Origin of the sequence: Rhizobium sp. BR 314 (genome assembly GCF_047445805.1) — a bacterium.
GTDB lineage: Bacteria > Pseudomonadota > Alphaproteobacteria > Rhizobiales > Rhizobiaceae > Rhizobium > Rhizobium lusitanum_B.
In genome coordinates, this window is sequence record NZ_JARWLA010000099.1 from 1 (window position 1) to 2,278 (window position 2,278).

General features: G+C 61.0%; 2 protein-coding genes. Both read left to right on the top strand.

What is annotated here, in order from left to right:
- Nucleotides 1–966, top strand: a 966-nt coding sequence (locus tag QD461_RS36515; RefSeq protein WP_414091628.1) for a methyl-accepting chemotaxis protein, incomplete at its 5' end; no start/stop codon positions are given.
- Between the two features lie 199 nt (nt 967–1,165).
- On the top strand, nt 1,166–2,278 hold a 1,113-nt coding region (locus tag QD461_RS36520), incomplete at its 3' end, for a HAMP domain-containing protein (protein WP_414091629.1).

Consider the following 2,278-nt stretch of genomic DNA (forward strand, 5'->3'; position numbering starts at 1 on the left):
TCGTCGATGATCGAGCGGCTTCGCGGCGTTGTTGCGGATGCATTGTCGGCGTCGGACAATGTCTCCTCCGGTAGCCAGCAACTGTCGGCCGGCTCCGAGCAGCTCTCGCAGGGCGCCACCGAACAGGCCTCCTCAGCCGAAGAGGCCTCCGCCTCGATGGAAGAGATGGCCGCCAATATCAAGCAGAATGCCGATAACGCCGCTCAGACGGAAAAGATCGCTCGTCAATCCGCCAAGGATGCCGAGATCAGCGGCCAGGCCGTCGATCGCGCCGTCAACGCCATGCGCACTATTGCCGAGAAGATCTCCATCGTTCAGGAAATCGCGCGCCAGACCGACCTGCTCGCCCTCAACGCCGCCGTCGAGGCGGCCCGTGCCGGCGAACATGGCCGCGGCTTTGCCGTCGTCGCCTCCGAAGTGCGCAAGCTTGCCGAACGCAGCCAGGCGGCTGCAGCTGAAATCTCCAGCCTCTCCGGCGAGACCGTGACGGTCGCGACCGAGGCCGGCGACATGCTCTCGCGCCTCGTGCCCGATATCCGCAAGACGGCAGAACTGGTCGCCGAAATCTCGGCCGCCTGCCGTGAGCAGGATATCGGCGCATCGCAGATCAACGAGGCGATCCAGCAGCTCGACAAGGTGACGCAGCAGAACGCCGGCGCTTCCGAAGAGATGTCGGCAACCTCGGAAGAACTCGCCGCTCAAGCCGAAGAGCTGCAGGCCTCCATCGCCTTCTTCAAGGTCGATCAGGCCAATGCCCGCAAGACCCAGCCGGCGCACAATCCCATCCATCATGCGCTGGGTGCGACCAAGGCCAAGCCAGCCGCCAGGGCGCCGGCTGCCAAGGCACCTGCCGCGCGTACCGACAACAGTGTCGCCGCCCAGCAGGCCCGCCTCAAGGGCTTCACCCTCGACATGTCCATGGGCGGACCGGACGCCGACGACAACGATTTTCGCCAGAGCGCCTGAGCACCTGGCTCGATATTGAGAGGATCTGGCGCCACCAGGCGCCAGATCAAAGGCCGGCGAATGCTACCGCAGGCCTCAAGAGCCGGTCTCCGGTTCGCGGAAGGGTGAATGTATCGGTCTTCGCGCATCCAGACGGTCTCCGTCTGACCTCATCAAACTTCGATCACGGAACCCTTCCCTTTCCAGGAATTCTTTAGAGATGCGCTTTACCATCAAACTGAAATTGACCCTCGCATTCGGCCTGCTGATCCTGATGTCAACCGGCATGTCGGCTCTTGCGATCATGAGCCTGTCTTCCCTGAACTCCGCCATCACCGACATCGTTCAGGGTCCGGCTGAAAACCAGCGCAATTCCGCTGATCTTTCATCTGCTGTAATGAACGCGATCGCCAACGAAAAGAACGCCGTTCTCAATACCGATCCGCAAGCTATCACCGGCTATGTCGATGAAGTCCGTGCAAACACGGTAAAGGCAGAGCAGCTCGCAGCAAAGCTTGGACAGGACCCCGCGATCTCAGAAAAGGTCGCCGAGTTCGCGAAGCAGTATCCAGCCTGGAAGCAGATCGACGACCAAATCCTGAAGCTGGCTGTCGAAAACACAGCCGAAAGCAATCGCCGGGCCGGAGAACTCTCCATGGGTGACGGGCGCAAGGCCAGCATCGCCCTGCTGGGTGCTCTCGATAACGTCAACAAAGCCATCATCGCCGACCTGCATGCGACCGATCTGGCGACCAACGATCAATACGCCTTTGCACGCAATCTGCTGCTGACGTCGCTTGCCGTCATGTTCGCCCTGTCGACTGCGGTCGCCATCTGGATCGCGCTCGGCATCAATCGCGGGCTGAAGAAGATCCAGACGGTCGCCGAAGGCGTGGCGATCGGCGATCTCAACCAGAACATCGAAATCAAGACCAACGACGAGATCAAGGATCTCGTCAACACCATCAACGTCATGACCGCCAATCTGCGCAACACCGCAACCATCGCCGACCAAATCGCCAATGGCGACCTGACGGTGAAGCCAAAGCCGATGTCAGACAAGGACACGCTCGGCGTTTCGCTACTGTCGATGATCGAGCGGCTTCGCGGCGTTGTTGCGGATGCATTGTCGGCGTCGGACAATGTCTCCTCCGGTAGCCAGCAACTGTCGGCCGGCTCCGAGCAGCTCTCGCAGGGCGCCACCGAACAGGCCTCCTCAGCCGAAGAGGCCTCCGCCTCGATGGAAGAGATGGCCGCCAATATCAAGCAGAATGCCGATAACGCCGCTCAGACGGAAAAGATCGCTCGTCAATCCGCCAAGGATGCCGAGATC